Origin of the sequence: Vibrio sp. V01_P9A10T6 (genome assembly GCF_963877065.1) — a bacterium.
In the GTDB taxonomy this organism is placed as follows: Bacteria; Pseudomonadota; Gammaproteobacteria; order Enterobacterales; family Vibrionaceae; genus Vibrio; species Vibrio anguillarum.
On the sequence record NZ_CAWNTB010000184.1, the window covers coordinates 1 to 19,118 of the forward strand.

General features: G+C 46.1%; 13 protein-coding genes and 1 pseudogene. 10 read left to right on the top strand and 4 right to left on the bottom strand.

Annotated elements, in window-relative coordinates; all coding sequences use genetic code 11:
- On the bottom strand, positions 1-1,187 hold a 1,187-nt coding region (gene yjeH / locus AACQ21_RS13895; RefSeq protein ID WP_374956399.1), incomplete at its 3' end, for an L-methionine/branched-chain amino acid transporter.
- 197 nt (positions 1,188-1,384) lie between these two features.
- On the opposite strand from yjeH, the gene AACQ21_RS13900 reads away from it, so the two are divergent.
- Complete coding sequence (locus AACQ21_RS13900; RefSeq protein WP_105976491.1) at positions 1,385-1,999, top strand: LysE family translocator; 615 nt, start codon at positions 1,385-1,387, stop codon at positions 1,997-1,999.
- Positions 2,000-2,079: 80 nt separating this feature from the next.
- Here the strand turns inward: AACQ21_RS13900 and AACQ21_RS13905 are convergent, their stop codons facing one another.
- On the bottom strand, positions 2,080-2,289 hold the full coding sequence (locus tag AACQ21_RS13905) for a hypothetical protein (RefSeq protein ID WP_105976492.1): 210 nt from the start codon (positions 2,287-2,289) through the stop codon (positions 2,080-2,082).
- A 325-nt stretch (positions 2,290-2,614) separates the two neighbouring features.
- On the opposite strand from AACQ21_RS13905, the gene hcp reads away from it, so the two are divergent.
- Entirely contained in the window at positions 2,615-4,276 is a 1,662-nt protein-coding gene (gene hcp / locus AACQ21_RS13910; protein WP_105976493.1) for a hydroxylamine reductase, read from the top strand.
- A gap of 95 nt (positions 4,277-4,371) precedes the next feature.
- Entirely contained in the window at positions 4,372-5,427 is a 1,056-nt protein-coding gene (locus tag AACQ21_RS13915) for a hybrid-cluster NAD(P)-dependent oxidoreductase (RefSeq protein WP_105976494.1), read from the top strand.
- A gap of 106 nt (positions 5,428-5,533) precedes the next feature.
- Here the strand turns inward: AACQ21_RS13915 and AACQ21_RS13920 are convergent, their stop codons facing one another.
- Positions 5,534-6,976 (bottom strand): glyceraldehyde-3-phosphate dehydrogenase, encoded by a 1,443-nt coding sequence (locus AACQ21_RS13920; protein WP_105976495.1) that lies wholly within the window; start codon positions 6,974-6,976, stop codon positions 5,534-5,536.
- A 516-nt stretch (positions 6,977-7,492) separates the two neighbouring features.
- Between AACQ21_RS13920 and AACQ21_RS13925 the strand changes: the two genes are divergently transcribed.
- The 6 genes and pseudogenes from AACQ21_RS13925 (at position 7,493) to copI (ending at position 17,414) form a co-directional block, all read left to right on the top strand.
- The gene (locus AACQ21_RS13925) at positions 7,493-10,150 is read left to right on the top strand and encodes an ATP-binding protein (protein ID WP_105976496.1); all 2,658 of its coding nucleotides are present in this window, start codon (positions 7,493-7,495) and stop codon (positions 10,148-10,150) included.
- A 112-nt stretch (positions 10,151-10,262) separates the two neighbouring features.
- Positions 10,263-10,679, top strand: coding sequence for a hypothetical protein (locus AACQ21_RS13930; RefSeq protein WP_105976497.1), 417 nt, complete (start codon positions 10,263-10,265; stop codon positions 10,677-10,679).
- A gap of 82 nt (positions 10,680-10,761) precedes the next feature.
- Entirely contained in the window at positions 10,762-12,192 is a 1,431-nt protein-coding gene (locus AACQ21_RS13935) for a TolC family protein (protein WP_105976498.1), read from the top strand.
- A 9-nt stretch (positions 12,193-12,201) separates the two neighbouring features.
- Positions 12,202-13,703: pseudogene (locus AACQ21_RS13940) on the top strand (efflux RND transporter periplasmic adaptor subunit).
- Positions 13,700-16,828, top strand: coding sequence for an efflux RND transporter permease subunit (locus AACQ21_RS13945; protein ID WP_105976499.1), 3,129 nt, complete (start codon positions 13,700-13,702; stop codon positions 16,826-16,828). Before AACQ21_RS13940 ends, AACQ21_RS13945 begins: the two are co-directional and overlap by 4 nt.
- A 76-nt stretch (positions 16,829-16,904) precedes the next feature.
- Positions 16,905-17,414 carry a copper-resistant cuproprotein CopI gene (copI, locus tag AACQ21_RS13950; protein ID WP_181185526.1) on the top strand — a complete coding sequence of 170 codons (510 nt, stop codon included), beginning with the start codon at positions 16,905-16,907 and terminating at the stop codon, positions 17,412-17,414.
- A 27-nt stretch (positions 17,415-17,441) separates the two neighbouring features.
- On the opposite strand, the gene AACQ21_RS13955 is transcribed toward copI, so the two are convergent.
- A complete protein-coding gene (locus tag AACQ21_RS13955; protein WP_017048181.1) occupies positions 17,442-18,473 on the bottom strand; it encodes a LacI family DNA-binding transcriptional regulator in 1,032 nt (343 codons plus the stop codon).
- 244 nt (positions 18,474-18,717) lie between these two features.
- Here AACQ21_RS13955 and AACQ21_RS13960 point away from each other — a divergent pair.
- On the top strand, positions 18,718-19,118 hold a 401-nt coding region (locus tag AACQ21_RS13960; RefSeq protein WP_105976501.1), incomplete at its 3' end, for a PTS sugar transporter subunit IIA.

A 19,118-nucleotide genomic window follows, 5' to 3' on the forward strand; every position in this document is an offset into this window, starting at 1 on the left:
ATTGACCAGCCTAAGCAGATGAATACTGCGGTGCAGAGGAGCAACGAAATCGCCGCCAGCAGTTTGTTGATGCCATTGAGCAATTTATAAGCGGCGAACATCGCTAACAGGTAAACCAAGACAAAGATCCCATTTGCAAGTTTTAGGAAAAATTCCAAATCGAGACCAGACCATTCACCAAGCAGGCAAGAAGCCATTAATACAACCCCAACGGCTATGGTCGCATTGGCTGGAACGCCGCGGATTGAAATTCTGGCGATGGCACTTTCTGGTCGATATTGCCTTGCTTGTGCCCACACCATGCGAGATAAGCTTTGAGTGTATAAATTGATGCTGGCAAAGCACGCAAAAAAGCCGATAAGGCTTATCACCGTCGCCAAACTGCTACCAAAAATCTGTTCGCTCAGCCAAGGAATGGAGGTGCTATCAAATTCTGCGCTACCATACGCCCCAAATTTAAGGATGACTACCGAGCATGCCCAATAGGTGATTCCAGCCACAAAGCAGCCGACAATGATCGCGATCGGAAAATCGCGCTGTGGGTTTTTAAACTCTTCTCCCATATGGGCGAACGCTTCAATGCCAACAAAACACCAGAACATCACTCCGAGTGCGGCGCCAATTGGCCAAATACTGTCTGTGCTGAGTGCGGGCATGGTTAAATCTGCAGCACCGACATCGCCTATCCAGAAAAAAGCGCCGACTAATACGAAAATGCACAGCGCAATAACGGTTTGTAACTGCCCGGAAGATTTGGTGCCTGCCAAATTGACCGCAATCAGTAACAGTACGATTAATACTTGCGCCATCATCGCAGAGTTCAGTGGCGTAGGGAGGAGTTGTTGAGCAAAGCCTGCCGCCAATGCGACAGCGGCTGGAACGCCAACAGGGATCACGCTGACAAAAAGCCAAGCAACCGAGCGTTCCAACTTAGCGTTAAAAGCTTGGCGGACAAAGTAGGCTGTTCCGCCGGCGTTAGGGTAACGCTTACCCAGAGCGGCAAACGTCAGTGCAATCGGGCAAATCGCCACAAACAGCAGTAGCCATGCCCACAGTGAGAGATCATCTGCAATACCAGCAGCAATCGCTGGGATCATAAATAGCCCAGTTCCCATTAAAGTGGTGGAAAGCTGTCCAATACCAGACAGCAATGTGATCTCTTGTTTTAACTTATTCACGGCTTCCATTCCCAAATATCGTTCTGGCGGTTAGCATACGCTGAAGCGAAACAAGATGCATCTATCTCAGCTTGCCTACGCCCATTGGGTGCAACGGTTCACCTGCAACGTCAGGCCGTTTGGGTAGCGCCACATTCAGGTAGCGTTATGCGAGTCATTTCGTTATCGTCATTACCTTAAATCACCGAAACAACAGCGAGAAATCCATGACATTCACCGTTTGGTTATCACTATTTACCATTTGTATTTTAGGCGCGATGTCGCCAGGGCCAAGCCTGGCGATGGTGGCCAAACACAGCCTCGCTGGTGGGCGTAAAAATGGGTTTGCAACGGCGTGGGCGCACGCATTTGGTATTGGTGTCTATGCTTTCATTACCTTGATTGGCCTAGCGGTTGTGCTGCATCAATCGCTCTTGCTGTTTAAAACAGTGGGCTATACAGGTGCGTTGTATTTGGCTTATTTGGGTATCAATGCATTACGTTCCAAAGGGGGCGTTGCGGCTAAATTAGAATCTGGTGAGACGGTCAGTGTGTGGCAGTCGGCTAAAGAGGGGTTCCTGATTTCTCTGCTTAGTCCTAAAATCGCGCTATTTTTTATCGCGTTATTCAGTCAATTTGTCGCGATCGGCAATGAATTGAGCAGCAAAGCCATCATTGTATTAACGCCATTTTTAGTGGATGGGCTTTGGTATACATTCATCACCTTGATCCTTTCTAGCCCGCTATTACTCGATAAACTGCGCGCGCGAGCCGTGTTGATTGACCGCTTGTCGGGCGTGGTACTGATTGCGCTTGCAATCCGTGTCGTCATGACTATCTAGCTAATACCAAAAAACGGGAGGAAATCCCTCCCGCTTCTAATCAGTTTCGCCGTGCCAACGAAGAGCGCGAAGAGCGTTGTTTAGCGATAATGCGCTTGAGATTTCTCTTCGTATTCACCCTCAATAACATGGCCATTTTGATGGGTAAAAGTGTGGCGCTTGAGCTGCTTTTCTATACGTTTGCCAGTGATGATTGCGGCGATAGCGAGAGGGATGGCGAGCAGTAAACTCAGCATCAACGCGAAAAACCCTACAACCAGCGCAAATGTAGTCACAATAAATCTATTCATAGCCTGTACCTCTTTCTGAATTGAAGCTAGGTTAACGCAGCTAAGATGAATCCAACATGAATGTTGCGCCCCCAATTTTTTGGATCTGCATGGACGACGTTCGTTCCCCAACAATATTGGGACGCTGGCAGACAGTTTAAATTGAGTCATTTTGACATTGCAGTGTCTTTGTTTGTTGTTTTTGGCAGTCCAATTGACATACTTACAGTATGGTTTTAGTTTATATTCTTTAAAAACAAATGGTTATATGTTGGCATGTATTATGCCCTAAAGGCTTCGGATAATAAGCGTGATCGACACGCCTCAAATAACTGGAGCTAAAATAATGTTCTGTATTCAATGTGAACAAACCATTCAAACCCCTGTGGCAAAAGGTTGTGCCTACTCTCAAGGCATGTGCGGTAAAACGGCTGAAGTTTCAGACTTACAAGATGTACTAGTGTATTCATTACAGGGCGTCTCTTTTTGGGCCAATTTAGGTCGAGCGTGTGGTGTGATCGATCAAGAAATTGACCAATGGGCTCCCAGAGCCTTCTTTGCCACGTTAACCAATGTCAATTTTGATCCTGAACGTATCCTTGAACTCGTTCAAGATTCCACGCAGTACCGTCAACGTTTGGAAGAGAACGTGAGAGCGGCTGCGGTATTAGTCGGATTTGAATTGCCTGAGCTCTCTGCTGCTGCCAAATTTGAATTACCACAGACCAAAGAGGCTCTGTTGGCCTTTGCACCGATAGCGGCCGTTAACCGTGGGCGTGAAAGCCTACATGAAGATGTGATTGGTTTGCGTTTACTTTGCTTATATGGGTTAAAGGGTGCGGCGGCTTACTTAGAACATGCTCGCGTTTTAGGCCAAAGTGATCAAGCCGTGTACGCTGAATACCACCAAATTATGGCTTGGCTTGGCACTGATCCAACTGACCTGCAAGCGTTACTCGATACGGCAATGCAAATTGGTATGGTCAATTACCGCATTATGGAGATGTTAGATACGGGTGAAACCGAAACCTTTGGCCACCCTGAACCTACGAGCGTCAATGTGAAAACGGTGGCGGGTAAGTGCATCTTGGTTTCAGGCCATGACTTGCATGATCTGGAAAAAATTCTGCAACAGACTCAGGGTAAAGGCATTAATGTCTATACCAATGGTGAGATGTTGCCTGCTCACGCTTACCCGCAGCTAAAGAAATATCCGCATCTTGTGGGCAACTATGGTAGCGCTTGGCAAAATCAGCAAAAAGAGTTTGCTAACTTCCCCGGTGCAATCGTGATGACATCAAACTGCTTGCTCAACCCGAATGTAGGGCAGTATGCGGACCGCCTATTTACCCGCAGTATTGTCGGCTGGCCGGGTGTGGCACACGTTGAAGGTGACGATTTCAGTGAAGTGATCGAGTGCGCGTTAGCCCAGCCCGGTTTTAAACACGATGAAATAGAGCAACATATTACGGTTGGTTTTGGTCGTAATGCATTAATGGCGGCCGCGCCAGCCGTGATTGAACAAGTCAAACAGGGCCACATCAAACACTTCTTCCTTGTAGGAGGTTGTGATGGTGATAAATCTGAACGCAGTTACTACACTGATTTCACGGCGCAAGCGCCGGAAGATAGCCTCATTTTAACGTTGGCGTGTGGCAAATTCCGCTTCAATAAAAATCAATTTGGTGACATCAATGGCATACCGCGTCTATTAGATGTTGGTCAATGTAACGATGCGTATTCAGCGATTCAACTGGCACTCGCACTGGCCAGTGAGTTTGATTGCGGTGTGAATGATCTCCCACTGACATTGGTTCTTTCTTGGTTTGAACAAAAGGCGATTGTTATTCTACTGACGCTACTCGCGTTAGGTGTGAAAGGAATTTATACCGGCCCAACCGCACCAGCATTCCTCACCGAAAACTTGATGAATATTTTGCAACAAGAGTTCGATCTACGAGGAATTACTACTGCTGAGAATGATTTAAAAACGATTTTGGCTGCGTAATCGTCAGCATTAGGCTCTGCGTATTCAGAGCCTAATGCCGCTTAAGATGTTTGAATAAAGCATGATTTGAAAAAAGTATTGTATGAGGGATGGGTATGTCAGCTTGGGCTTACCAAGATGTGCTTGAATTAACTTGCCGCCAAAAATGGGCAGAAACCGAGGAAAGCGTCAGTTTTGAACTGGCCTCGAAAGAAGAGAGCGCCTTTCATTTTAAACCGGGTCAATTTGCAACTTTAGGCTTTGAATTACCAGAAGGCGTGGTGTTTCGTGCTTACTCCATCAGTTCAATGCCACAGCAAAACTTTCTGCGCTTTACGGTTAAACGAGTAGTAGGCGGAAAGGTTTCAAACCATATTGTCGATGCATTGAGTGTTGGTGATACGGTCTCGGTGCTACAACCGCAGGGTGCATTTAACAGTGTGGATTGCGCGCCGAAACGAAAAGTGACACTGATCAGTGCGGGTTGTGGTGTTACCCCTGTGATGGCTATGGCGCAACAATGGCTGCGACAAGGCGACATTGAGATCGATTTTATTCATGTCGCCAAAAGTGTTTCCGACACCATTTATTACGCAGAGCTGCAACAACTGGCACAATGTTATCCGCAGTTTCATTTAAAACTTCTGCTCAAAGAGGCGACGGGCAGCTCGCATCAACAAGGGCGGTTGACTCAGGCTTGGTTAGTCCGATTGTGCCCTGATATTGCCGAGCGCAGTGTGTATCTGTGCGGTCCCGTTGGTTTTATGCAAGATGTTAAAAGCTACCTACAACGGCTGAATTTTGATATGGCACACTTCTTTGAAGAGAGTTTTACGCCATCAGTGTATGAAAGCGAAGTGAGCCGCCACAAACAAGAGAGCTCAGATCAAGACGAGATTGAGCCTCAGGAGGTGACAGTCAGCACGCCAGCGTTTGCATCATCCGTGACCGTGAAAAAGGGCAGTTTACTGCTCGATGCGTTAGAGAAAGGTAATGTACCAGTGATTGCGGCTTGCCGAAGTGGGATATGCGGATCGTGCAAATGCAAAGTGAAGGTGGGTATAGTCGAGCGTTTGAGCACCGAAACATTAAGCGCACAAGAGATTGAACAAGGCTATGCCTTAGCGTGTTCAAGCACATTAGTTTCGGACGTTGAAATCTCATTGAACTGATCACTTCATAAAAAAGCCGCCTTATATCAAAAGGCGGCAAGCAGGGGGAGGTGAGATAAACACTCACTATTATTATGTTGTGGAGATAAAAACAATATTAAGCCGTTTACTGGGCGGTAGTTGGGAAAGTTCGGTAACGAACGCCCATCATCTGCTCCATACAATGTACAACTTGGCCGCTGTAGCCAAATTCATTGTCATACCAAATGTAGAGCACGCAGCGGTTGTCTTGAGCGATCGTCGCTGCGCCATCAACCACACCAGCATGGCGAGAGCCAACCAAATCACTGGAGACAATTTCTGTTGAGTCGGTGTAATCAATTTGTGCTGAAAGTGGCGAGTTAAGCGCCATTTCACGTAGATATGCGTTGAGATCTTGCTTATTCACTGCATTGGCTAAGTTGAGGTTAGCCACGGCCATCGACACGTTTGGCGTGGGGACACGAATTGCATTACCGGTTAACTTACCAGCGAGTTCAGGTAACGCTTTGGCAACTGCCTTGGCAGCACCCGTTGAGGTTAACACCATGTTAAGCGATGCGCTGCGGCCACGTCGTTCACCTGAATGGAAATTGTCGATAAGGTTTTGGTCATTGGTAAAAGAGTGCACCGTTTCGATATGGCCAGAAAGTACGCCATATTGATCATGAATTGCTTTCAGTACCGGCGTTATGGCGTTGGTGGTGCAACTGGCGGCTGAGATAATGGTGTCTTCGGGCTGAATATCAGCGTGGTTTACGCCGAACACGATATTTTTAATCTCACCTTTGCCGGGTGCTGTCAGCAGCACCTTGCTTGCCCCTTGACAGTTCAAGTGTTGACTAAGCCCTTCGCTATCACGCCAAACACCAGTATTGTCGACCACTAACGCGTTATGAATACCATAGTGTGAATAATCAACCTCTTGTGGCTTATTGGCGTAGATGATTTGGATATAATTGCCGTTGGCAATAATGGCCTTGCGAGCCTCATCGATGATGATGCTGCCGTTAAACTGGCCATGAACTGAGTCACGGCGTAGCAAGCTTGCCCGTTTTTCTAAATCTCCTGCTTTACCCCCACGAACGACAATCGCTCGCAAGCGCAGTGGATAGCCCGGGCCACTTTTTTCTATCAAAAGACGAGTCAGCAAGCGACCAATACGACCAAAACCGTACAGCACCACATCCTTAGGCTCACTGAGTGTTTCACCATTCAACGCACCATTAAGCGCCGTTAGCAGGTAATCCTCAAGGCCATGTTCATCATCATGTTGTTGCCAAAATTGATGAGCAAGTTGGCCAATGTCGACACGACATGGCGACAGAGCAAGCGTGGTCAACTTTTGTAAAATCGACATCGTTTGCTGGGTTGAAAGCGCCTCGCCCGTGTAGCGACGGACAACGCGATGTGCTTTGATGATATCAATGGTGGTGGCGTTGATGAGTGTTTTTCCAAACAAAACCACTTCAACACCTTGTTGGCGATAAAGCTGGCCGATGAGGGGGGACATGGATTCAGCAATCGTTTGGCTGGCTTGCCAGTCTGAGAGATGTTTCTCTGGGCTCATATTGACTTGGGACCTTTCACGTTATGTTAAGCAGTAATGTTCACAGTGTAGGGCTGGTGAACGCGTATCTTGCACGGTCATCTGTGCTGAGATACAAGTCGATGTTTATTGTTGTTTTTATGTGGCCGGATTGTAAATGTGGAATGGTTATTCTGCTAGCAAAAATAATGGCGACATTTTTTACTGAAAACTAGGTAAAAATCAGCGTATTGAGTGGTTTTTGGCGGTGGTTAGAGATATTGACAAATTCTAAAGTCGCGACTTATTTTGTGATGATAATGGTCTGCTTCAAATATTTGATGCTTGAGGTTTTTTCTTTTTCATAAAAATGAGATTAGATTCAAATTGTTATCTTAAAATATGGTGAGTTTTCGGTTAATTCACCATTACGCTTATTGGATGAATCGTGACGCGCAACGCTTTAGTTACCGCGCTGGTTTTATCTTAATAAGAGCGCAGACGCATAAAATAACGTCTACTATTTTAACCATTGGCTAGGATGTATTACTTCCAAGGATGATAACAATGGTAATACTTACCCACTTCTCAATTAAGGCACGCTTGTTCTTACTCTGCCTCATTCCAACACTGGTTATTCTGGCTGTGGCATGGCGTCTATTCCTCCCATTTGAAAGCCGTTTAGACACATACCATGTGTTGAACCAAAAGATTGGAGCAATCAATCAGGTCACCACCAGTTCAGCCCTTTTTTATACCTTGCTCAGTGTGCAGTTGCGCAGCGAAAATAGCGAGGACTCTCGGCCGCAGCTCAAGCAGGAGCTAGCTGAATCGCTGGATAAAATTGTGCTGGATACAAATAGTCATTTTGGGAGTAAAAGTAACCGTACATTGATAGAAAACCGTGTGCTTGACCTTCACTATTTGTTGGATGAGTTGCCGTCAGCCTCACAAAGCGAGACCCTAGAATTAGGCCGCCAAGTATTTAATCTTTTGTATGAAGTGATGGCCGATCTGCAAAAAACCAACAGTTTTCTTGCGCCTGTTGATATCCATACCTTGGATCTGGTGTATAGCGACCTGCATTGGTTTGCATTTTGGGTGCAAAAAGAGGCGTGGTTAATCAAAGAATTAACCATGGATAAAGGGGTATTTCAATCTCGACAAACAGAATACTTTCAAGCTGTTGAGCGCCAGCAACAATACTTCGAACGTATCATTGATAACGGCGCTCAACTCGAACAACTGGTGCAGTTGTTTACGCAACCTGAATTTCGCCAAGCCGCTTTGATTCGCGAAAAAATCGTTAGTAATGAAGCCGATCCTCAAGCATTAGCTTCTTATGTCAAAAATGTGGAAGAGCGTTACTTGGCGATAGATAAACTGGTGCAAAGTGTCAACCAACACTTATCGGCTCAACTGAATGTGCGTCTCCAGCAAGAAAAAATGAGTATGTTAAGTATATCGGCATCGCTGTTGGCCGTGTTGGCGCTGCTGTTTGTGCTAGGAGCAAGTACCTCATCTCGCATCTCGTCAAAGCTCAAGCGGATCATCAATACCATGAGTCGATTGCGTGAAAAGCAGAACGGCATTGAACAGATCCCGATTGATGGCAAAGATGAGTTTTCCCGTTTTACGATCAATCTCAACCATATTATTGAGAAACAGCAACAGTACGAGAGTGCTTTGGTGGAAACAAAGGAAGCGGCAATTGCCGCTAATCGAGCCAAAAGCGCGTTCTTAGCCAATATGTCGCATGAGATCCGAACGCCTCTTAATGGCATTATCGGTATGACTGAAATATTGTCACGCAGCGAGTTTACGGGGAATGAGCGTGAAATCCTGGCCGATATTGATACCTCTTCGCAAGCGTTGCTGATCTTGATTAACGATATTCTCGATTTATCTAAAATTGAATCAGGCAACTTGGAGCTTGCTCCGCATCGCTTTGAACTCGCTGAATTGGTATACGACACGGTGAACTTGGTGAACGCGAAAGCGTTGAGCCAGCATATCGAGCTTAATATTTATCTCGACCCTGCATTACCTCGTTTTATCATCGCGGATGAATATCGTCTGAAGCAGGTCTTGATGAACTTGTTGTCCAATGCGGTGAAATTTACCAAAGATGGTTATGTCAACACGGGTTTAACCTTAGAAACGGGCGATATAACCTCGATACGTTTTGCTGTATCCGATACGGGAAGTGGTATCGATAAAGAGATGTTGAACACGATTTTTGATCCATTTATTCAAGAAGATAGCAGTATTACCCGTCGTTTTGGTGGGACTGGGTTAGGGTTGGCTATCTGCCGTCAATTAGTCGATCTGATGCTGGGTGACATTCATGTACAGTCCACTAAAGGCTTAGGTAGCTGCTTTGAATTTGTCGTTCCCGTTGAGGTTGCCGAAGATCAGCCGCAAGTTGAGCCTCTTGCCACGCAGGCGTTGTTAATTACCAATATGTCTAACTACTCATCCGCTATTCGGCGTGAATGCGTTCAATGGGGGATTCAACTCAATGAAGCGCGTGATGTTGAACAAGCAGTCAAGAGTGGGCTTAGTGCCGTCTGTATTTTATATTGCCAAAGCTTAAGCCACAGCGTGCAATCGGATCTCATTGCGCTGCGTGAGCATTTTTCAAGTGCAAAAATAGTGGTTCTGCAGCATCACTTGTTCGTCAACAAAGACGCAATTCATCTTGCGCAGGCAAGTATCACGTTGCCTTTTTTAGGGGCGCGTTTTGAACGTGCCCTCAAAGCGTTAGTGGCCGATACAGAAACTGTTTTAACGCCTGTCGGGGAGAGCCAGTTAGATTATTTAGAGTGTAATCATAAGCGTATTTTGATCGTTGAAGACAATTTGATGAACCAAAAAATCGCCAGCTTCTTCCTTGAAAAAGCAGGGATTGGTTATGTGGTGGCCAACAATGGGCAAGAAGCGGTAGATGCCATCACCCAAGGGGGACATTTTGCTGCGGTGTTAATGGACTGCATGATGCCAGTGATGGATGGCTTAACCGCGACTAAGAAAATCCGCGAATGGGAAAAAGAGCAAGGCGTTGAAAAATTACCCATTATCGCCTTAACCGCCAGCGTTTTGGAGGAGGATATTAAAAGCTGCTTTGACGCGGGCATGGATGCGTATTTGCCCAAACCTTATAAATCCAAGCAACTTTTTGATATTTTTAGCGATCTGCAAGTGGCGAACTCTTGAGAAGATAGCCTAATCGCTATTTTTATCGATTTTCGAAATTTAAATTAATTGACCTTACCCCTAGGGTAAGCTTTAGTCTGTGGGAGTTTTCAGTCAGATAGTGATATTGGATATGCAACTTTCGCTGCATACAATTTGGGTTTCCATGTTGGTGATGATGACGCTGCTTGCTTCAAGCTTAGTGTCTAGTGCACCTTTAATGGCGATCACAATGTCACCGACTTCGGCTGTATCCCATTCAATGACTGACGATGCAAACCCACCGCAACACTGCTCAAATATGAACGCTGCGCACCATGATTCCGATGCAAGTGACATGACGTCATCAGCGATGAGTAACGATTGTATCGATCACAGCGACCAAGGTGTTGATTCCTGTTGCAGCGTCATGTGCATGACCACGTTAGCTTTCTTTATCACTGAACACCAACCCTTCACACCTCACGCGGTTTTATTGTTGATCAATGCAGAAGCAACGCGTGGCATTGTGATGGTAGCTCGCTCACTTTACCGTCCCCCTATCGTTTAATTTCTCTTTCATTACGCCTATGGCGTGTTTGTGCGGCCTTTAATTAGGTTCGTGACTCTCTGTTGCATCTCAACCTTTTGCGATGCATGAAAGATGGAATTTTATTGTGAACCTTAAACTCTCTGTGATCGCTTGGTCGATCAGTATAGTGGGCGTTTTGTCATTCCCCTTGATGGTGAATGCAGCCTCACAAGCCGCGATGGCTCAGCCGGATTCGCATGCAAAACAATTAGCTCAGCTGATTGACGTTGCATTATCGAATGATGCCGTCCGCAAGCAATATTTTGCTCAATCTCAAGCAATACAAGAAACTGGAATGGCCAGTTCAACCCTGATGGATCCTAAGATCAAAGTTGGCTTTGGTGGTTTGCCCATTGATAGTTTTAAGTTTGATGAAGATCCTATGACTAACATTTCTGTGGGCTTAATGCAGCAGTTTGAACGGGGTCCAAGCTTGGCATTACAAGCGAAAAAAGCAAAGCAACAAGCCAGTGGCGTTGCGCTTCAGGTTGATTTACGTGAGTTGGAAGTGGCAAACAGCATGACTCAATTATGGTTAGAGTTAGGCTACCAACAACGCGCTGAACGTATTGTGCGGGCAAACCAAACCTTAATGCGTGAGCTGGCTGGTTTTATTGAAACGAACTATTCATTAGGTAAAAGCGAAGCGCAAGATCTGCTGCAAGCGCAGTTACAAGTTTCCAAATTGGACGAAAAATTACAAGCCAATCAACAAATGCAGCAACGCATTGTGTCGCAATTATCCGAATGGTTAGGTAGCGCTTGGTTGGTTGAACAGCCTATGTTAGCCGCTGAAGAGTCAGTGAACTGGTCCCGTTTAGATGCGCAATTGGCTACGGTTAACGACAGCACCACTCACTACGCTTTGTTGGTCACTCACCCGATGGTCGGCATGGCAGAAACGGCAATTCACACCAACCAAACGCAAGTCGAAATAGCACAAACGGCCTATCAACCTCAGTTTGGTGTGGAAGTGATGTACGCCTATCGCCAAGCAAGCAGTATGCAAGGCGGATCCGCAGCCGATATGGTTAGTGCTTATCTCACCATGGATATCCCGCTGTTTACGGGGAGCCGCCAAGATAGAAACCACGCTGCGGCGCAATATCAAGTGGTCGCGGCTAAATCACAGCGTGATGTTCTATTGGCGCAGATGAACGCCAAAGTGAATGCCTTATTGGTTGATAAAACGAACCTCGAACAGCGTTTAGCGCGCTATCAAACCACCTTACTAAAGCAAGCGAAAGCCCGCACTCAAGCGGTTGAGAGAGGCTATGAAAACAATACCTCCCAGTTTAATGATGTCGTCAGTGCCGCCAGCGATGAACTAGCGCTGCAATTAGAACAAGTGCGCCTAATGACCGATTTAAATCTAACTAAAAGTAACCTCGCTTATCTATTAAATGGGTTCGATTTTCAAGTTATTGCCCCTTCACTTACGTCTGTAGAAACACTTACCTCTTTAGAAACACTTACGCCTGTAGAAAAGTAGGAGAACTCAATGAAATCATTAAACATAGCCGTACTTTCCTTAGCGATAGGTGGATTACTGGGGTTTAGTACAATCAATACCTGTCTGGTCATGATATGGAGGCAATGAACTCGAACAATGCGATGTCTGAACCGCTGTATTGGGTTGCGCCGATGGACCCAAACTATAAACGTGATAAACCGGGCAAGTCACCGATGGGGATGGATCTCATCCCTGTGTACACCGAATCGCCGCCGCAAGCACAAGAGAAGAGTGGCACGGTGACCATCAGTGCTGCGGTCGAAAATAACTTGGGTGTGAAAACGGAACCCGTGGTGTTTGCGCAGTTATCTCCACGTATTGATACAGTGGGTTACATTGCGTTTGATGACAGTTTATTGTGGCAAACGAACGTTCGCGTTGCTGGTTGGGTTGAAAAACTGAACATTAATGCGGTTGGAGAGCAGGTACGTAAAGGCGATGTCTTATTTACGCTCTACTCTCCGGAATTGGTTAAAGCGCAGGAGGAGCTGCTAAATGCCCATCGAGCCAGCCGTGAAAGTTTATTGAAAGGTGCAACCGAACGTTTGGTTTCACTGGGTGTTGATCGTGAACAGATCAGGCAGATTATCGCTCGAGGCAAAGCCACTCAATCGATAGAGGTCAAAGCCATTGCTGATGGGGTGATTGCGAGTTTGAATATTCGCGAAGGGGGATACTTGTCGCCAGCGCAAGCGGTGATAAGCGCAGGCCCTTTAAACGAAGTGTGGGTTGACGCTGAGGTATTCGAGCGCCAAGCACATTGGATTACGTCGGGTAGTTTAGCGTCAATGACACTGGATGCTATTCCCGGCAAGGAGTGGCAAGGGAAGATAGATTACGTCTATCCCATTTTGGATCCGAAAACCCGAACGCTGCGTATGCGTTTGAAATTTCTCAATCCGAAGGGCGAGTTGAAGCCTAACATGTTCGCCAATATCGCTTTGCAGCCCGTATCGCAACAAGCGGTGCTCACCATTCCTAAATCTGCGGTTATCCATTCGGGCGGCATGACGCGAGTCGTACTTGCTGAAGGAAATGGCAAATACCGTTCAGCAAGGGTTGAAGTTGGCCGCGAAGCAGGCGAGCGCCTTGAAGTTTTACAAGGGTTAACGGAGCAAGACACGGTCGTCACGTCAGCACATTTTCTGTTGGATTCAGAGTCGAGTCAAAGTGCTGATTTATCACGCATTAATGGAGTGGAAGCTGCCAATGAAGCTTGGTTAACGGGAGACATCAGTACGCTTATGGCTGATTTCGGAATGCTCACACTTAACTATAAACCGGTAAGTAAATGGAGCTGGCAAGCGGGGCAGATGAACTTCACGGTTGAGGAGGAGTTTGATCTCAGCTTATTTGCTGAAGGGCAAAGGGTTCGATTTCTAGTGGCAAAGCAGGGTGACGAATATGTACTAAAAGCACTGGAAGCGAGTGAGCAGGCAAGTAGTGAGACGAACATTACCGCCGCAGAAACGTTAGGAGGTCAACAATGATTGGTGCGATTATTCGTTGGTCGATCAATAACCGTTTTTTGGTGTTGGTGGCGGCTCTGTTTCTCACTTTGGGCGGACTTTACAGTGTAAAGAACACGCCTGTTGATGCTTTACCGGATCTCTCAGATGTGCAAGTGATCATCAAAACCAGCTATCCCGGCCAAGCGCCGCAGGTAGTGGAAGATCAGGTCACTTACCCGCTCACAACGGCGATGCTTGCCGTTCCGGGGGCAGAAACGGTCCGTGGCTATTCATTCTTCGGTGATTCCTACGTCTACATCATCTTTAATGATCAAACCGATATGTACTGGGCTCGCTCGCGGGTATTGGAATATCTAAGCCAAGTGACACCAAAACTGCCACCTAATGCCAAACCAACCTTGGGGCCAGATGCGACGGGAGTTGGCTGGATCTACAGTTATGTACTGCAAGATAAAACCGGCCAACACGATCTTGCGCAGCTACGCAGTTTGCAAGATTGGTTTTTGAAGTACGAGCTGCAAACGGTGAATGGCGTCTCCGAAGTGGCTACCGTTGGCGGCATGGTTAAGCAGTATCAAGTGCAAATTGATCCGGCAAAGCTACGCGCTTATAACCTGACTTTGCAACAAATCAATGCGGCGATCCAAAATGGTAACCAGGAGTCGGGAGCGTCAGTGATTGAGGTTGCGGAAGCCGAACACATGGTACGCACCAGCGGCTATCTGACCAACATTGATGACATTAAAGCGCTACCACTGAAAGTGACCGACAAAGGAACGCCATTATTGTTAGGTGATGTGGCGGATATTAACCTTGGCCCACAAATGCGTCGTGGTATTTCTGAGTTTAACGGTGAAGGAGAAGCGGTTGGAGGTGTGATCGTGATGCGTTTTGGCGAAAATGCTAGCCAAGTGATTGATGACGTCAAATCGAAATTGACTGATCTCCAACGCAGCTTACCGGAAGGTGTCGAAATTGTTGCCACTTATGATCGTTCAACCTTGATCAATCAAGCCGTTGAAAACCTTTGGCATAAGCTAGCAGAAGAGTTCATTGTCGTTGCGGTCGTGTGTGCGCTGTTTTTATTCCATATCCGCTCATCATTAGTGATTGCTTTGAGTTTGCCTGTGGGCATTTTGTCGGCGTTTATTGTGATGCACTGGCAAGGCATCAACGCCAACATCATGTCACTTGGGGGGATCGCCATTGCTATCGGTGCTATGGTCGACGGGGCGATTGTGATGATCGAAAATGTGCATAAACACGTTGAACGCACCCCACTGACCGACAAAAATCGCTGGCAGGTGATTGGTAAAGCCGCTGAAGAAGTCGGCGCGCCACTATTTTTCTCACTACTTATCATTACGTTAAGTTTTGTGCCCGTCTTCGCACTCGAAGGCCAAGAAGGTAAGATGTTCTCGCCATTGGCGTTCACTAAAACCTATGCCATGGCCGCTGCGGCAGGTTTAGCGATCACGCTCGTCCCTGTTCTTATGGGCTATTTTGTGCGTGGCAATATTATTTCCGAGCATAAAAATCCAGTTAATAAGGGGCTTGTGGCACTTTATCGTCCACTACTCAACCTGAGTTTGCGTTATCCCAAAAGCATGATTGTATTGGCTTTGGCATTAATGGCTTCCGCTTATTACCCAATGAGCAAATTAGGCAGTGAGTTTATTCCGCCATTAGATGAAGGCGATCTCATGTACATGCCGACAACCTATCCGGGGATCTCGATTGGTAAGGCGCGTGAGCTATTGCAGCAAACCAATAAACTCATCAAAACCGTACCAGAGGTCAAAACCGTGTGGGGCAAAATGGGGCGTGCAGAAACCGCAACCGATCCCGCGCCCTTAACCATGATTGAAACGGTGATCCAACTTAAACCTCGCGATCAATGGCGTGAAGGCGTAACCACAGAATTGCTACGCAAGGAGTTTGACAGCTTAGTGCAATTTCCGGGGTTAACCAACGCGTGGGTGATGCCAATCAAAACACGCATCGATATGTTAGCTACAGGGATCAAAACGCCGATTGGTATCAAGATAGCGGGTCCCGATCTCAAACAGATTGAAACCATCGGTGCGCAACTTGAACCTATCCTTAACCGCGTTCAAGGCACGGCATCGGTTTATGCTGAACGTGTTGCTGGTGGACGTTATGTAACGATAGACATCAATCGGTTACAAGCGGCGCGCTATGGGCTAAGCATTAAAGATGTGCAACAAGTGGTTTCAACCGCAGTAGGGGGCATGAATGTAGGGGAAACCATTGAGGGGTTAGAGCGTTACCCGATCAATGTACGTTACCCGCAAGATTACCGTGATTCGGTAGTGAAGCTGCAAAACTTACCTTTGGTGACTCAAAACGGTGCACGTTTGGCCTTGGCCGATGTGGCTGATATTCGCTACGAAGACGGCCCGCCGATGATCAAAACCGAAAACGCACGGCCAAACGGCTGGGTCTTTGTCGATATTGATGGACGCGATCTCGGTTCATATGTGGCAGAGGCGCAACAAGCGGTAGCGGAGCAATTACAGCTGCCAGCGGGATATTCTCTCGTATGGTCTGGTCAATATGAATACATGGAGCGAGCAAAAGCACGCTTGAGTGTCGTCGCACCGATCACGATCGCAGTCATCATGTTGCTACTCTATTTCAGTTTCCGTCGAATCGGAGAGGTGTTGATCATTATGGCGACATTGCCGTTGGCGATGGTGGGTGGCGTGTGGTTGATGCACTACCTTGGCTACAACTTTTCAATCGCCGTGGGGGTGGGCTTTATTGCACTTTCAGGTGTTGCGGTAGAAATTGGCGTGATCATGCTCGTTTATTTAAACCAAGCTTGGCACTACAAAAAAATTGATGCGCAAGAAAATGGTGCGGTCATTGACAGCCAAGATCTCATCAATGCTATTGGCGAAGGAGCAGGACAGCGCGTGCGCCCAGTCATGATGACGGTACTGACAGTTATTATTGGCCTGATCCCGATTATGTATGGCACGGGAACCGGTTCGGAGGTAATGCAGCGCATTGCCGCACCCATGATTGGAGGCATGGCTTCAGCACTATTGCTCACATTATTGGTTCTACCTGCGGTATTTAAGTTATGGAAAAACCGTGAAATCGCAACACTCAAATAGCGTGCAGTTGGCAAAGTAAAAACTAAGCACCAATCGGAAAATAAATAGTAACTGGATGAATTTAAGGAAAATCAAAATGAAAAAAACACTAATCACACTTTCACTGGCGTTGTTCACTTCTTCTGTCATGGCTGAAATGGATCATAGCAAAATGGATCATGGCAGCATGGCGATGAAGCAAACAGACACGATGAACATGGCGATGGATGACATGTCAGAAGTCGGCATGCCTGCTAAAGGAGCAAAACCCGATAAAGTGGTGCATGTTTTACTCTCGGATGACATGAAAATCACCTTCAAAAAAGAGGTCAACATCGAACCGAATGACGTGGTGCAATTTGTTGTCATGAACACGGGCAAAATTGACCACGAATTTTCGATTGGTTCAGCCGCCGAGCAGCTAAAACACCGAGAAATGATGCGCCAAATGGGCAATCATAAACACGATGGTGGCAGTGCCGTCACCGTGGTACCGGGTAAAGCGAAACAACTGTTATGGCACTTCCATGGGGATAACAATGTTGAGTTCGCCTGCAATATACCCGGCCATGCTGAAGCTGGGATGATTAAGAAAATTCAGCTGTAAGCCACCTTGTTGATTGCGACAAGGTGATCACGGACGAACGGTACTAGCTCGTTTTTGTAACTGGAAGCCAACGTTTGTTGATTCCAGTTCAAGAGTTTGTTCTTTGATTTGTTTTAATAAGCGCTCAGCGGCCAAAAGACCAAGCTGTTCATAATTGACATGAGCGGCACTAATGGCTGGAAAAGCATACTGACAAAGAGATGATCCATCCAAACAGATGATGGCCATTTCCGTAGGAACTTTAATCAGCCTACGCTGACACTCGAATAATACTCCCAGAGCTATTTCTTCGTGGCTACATACCACAGCATCAAGCGTTGAGTCCCTTAATAACAATTTAGAAATTCCTTCCTTACCTAAGTGTGCAGAGGGAGCTTCATGAGTTGTTAGAAAGTGATCAGGTGCTTGGTAGTTATCAATTAATGCGCTTTGCCAACCCCGCAGTTCATTTCTTAGAACGGAGTGGTGGCTACGTGCTCCAATAAACCCTATATTTTGATATCTATTTTCAATGAGATGTTGAGTACATTGTTTGCCAACTTTGTAGTAATCAACGCCGACATTCAGATACGTTGATGACTCATTCAACTCAGCAATTTCAATGACGGGAATGTTAGCGCGTTGAAGAAGTTGATGACTTTTTGAACTGTGCTCACTCCCGAATAGCACAACAGCTGCTGGTTGACTTTCCAAGAAAGTGGCTAATAGTTTCTCTTCATTATCAATGGAATAATCACTATAACCGAGCAGTAACTGGTATCCATGACGGTTAAGCGAATGTTGGAAATTGGGTAAAAACACAGCGCAAGATTTTTCAATTAGCGATGGGATGATTAATGCTATTGAATAGTTTTCGCCAGATGCTAAAGCGCCAGCTGCTTTATTTGGGATATAACCTAGTTCTTCAACAACAAATTCTATTTTTTCTCTTAGTTTGCTAGAAACAAGCTCAGGTGTTCTTAATGCTCTTGATACCGTCATTGTGCCAACACCCGCCTTAGCTGCGACATCGGCAATGGTAACCTTTCCCGTGCTTCTACGTTTTCGCGATTCGCTCATATTTATCTTCATGTTATTAATAAGTTAGCGATGTGATTTTAACACACACACTCGGGCGTGTTGATATTACCGTATAACTATTGTTGCACCGATACATGAAATACTATGATTTCAATAAATGATAGCGCTATCACAAATCAAGCCAACACATAAAGATAGCGCTATCATTTGTGATTTCGATCTGGTTTTCTATTTGGATAGACAGATAAATTGATGCTACCTATTCATATCAAGAACCTAAAAAATGTTACGTGAACTATTAACCGAAGACGTTATTCGAGTGCATAAATCGGCTGACGACTGGCAAGATGCAATTCGCAAAGCATGTCAACCATTGATTGAAAATAAGGCCATTAATCCAAGTTATGTTGAAGCTATATTTCGGTCACATAGGGAGCTCGGTCCTTATTATGTTGTTGGACCTGGAATGGCGATGCCTCATGCTCGACCTGAAGATGGGGTTAATCGTTTAGCATTTGGCCTAACGGTAATTCAAGATGGAGTTAACTTTAATTCGGATGGCAATGATCCTGTAAAAATGCTGGTTACTTTGGCCGCGACAGATAGCAATAGTCACGTAGATGCAATATCTAAATTAGCCGAATTATTTATGAATGAAGAAGACGTAGAATATATCTGCTCAGC